General features: G+C 67.2%; 1 protein-coding gene. It reads left to right on the plus strand.

Going from position 1 to position 454, the window contains the following annotated elements; genetic code table 11:
• On the plus strand, positions 1 to 454 hold a 454-nt coding region (gene trbJ, locus H1S01_RS20810), incomplete at both ends, for a P-type conjugative transfer protein TrbJ (RefSeq protein WP_188042196.1).

A 454-nucleotide genomic window follows, 5' to 3' on the forward strand; every position in this document is an offset into this window, starting at 1 on the left:
GGCCAATACCGAGCGGCTGCTCGCCGAAGCGCGAGGGTTGGCCTACGAAGTGCAGCGCCTGGATCAGGAGTTCAGCCGACTCTACCCGAACGAGTACACCGGCGACGTCAGCAGCCAGCGCCTGGCAGACGAAGCGCGGGAACGCTGGCAACAGGGCCTCGACGGGCTGCATACGGCGCTGCGCGTGCAGGCTCAGGTGAAACAGAGCCTGGTCGAGGATGAAAGCGCCTTGGCCGCTCTGGTGCAGCAGAGCCAGTCCGCGGGTGGCGCCTTGCAGGCTGCCCAGGCCACCAACCAACTGCTGGCCCTGCAGGCCAAGCAGTCGATCCAGGCGCAGCAACTGCAGATCACCCAGAACCGCGCCGTCGCCTTGGAGCTTGCCCGTCAGTCTGCAGCAGCCGAAGAGGCGCGCGAACGGCGGCGACGCTTTATGGGCAGCGGCACACCCTACACC

The organism is Heliobacterium chlorum (assembly GCF_014502795.1).
Lineage (GTDB): Bacteria > Bacillota > Desulfitobacteriia > Heliobacteriales > Heliobacteriaceae > Heliobacterium > Heliobacterium chlorum.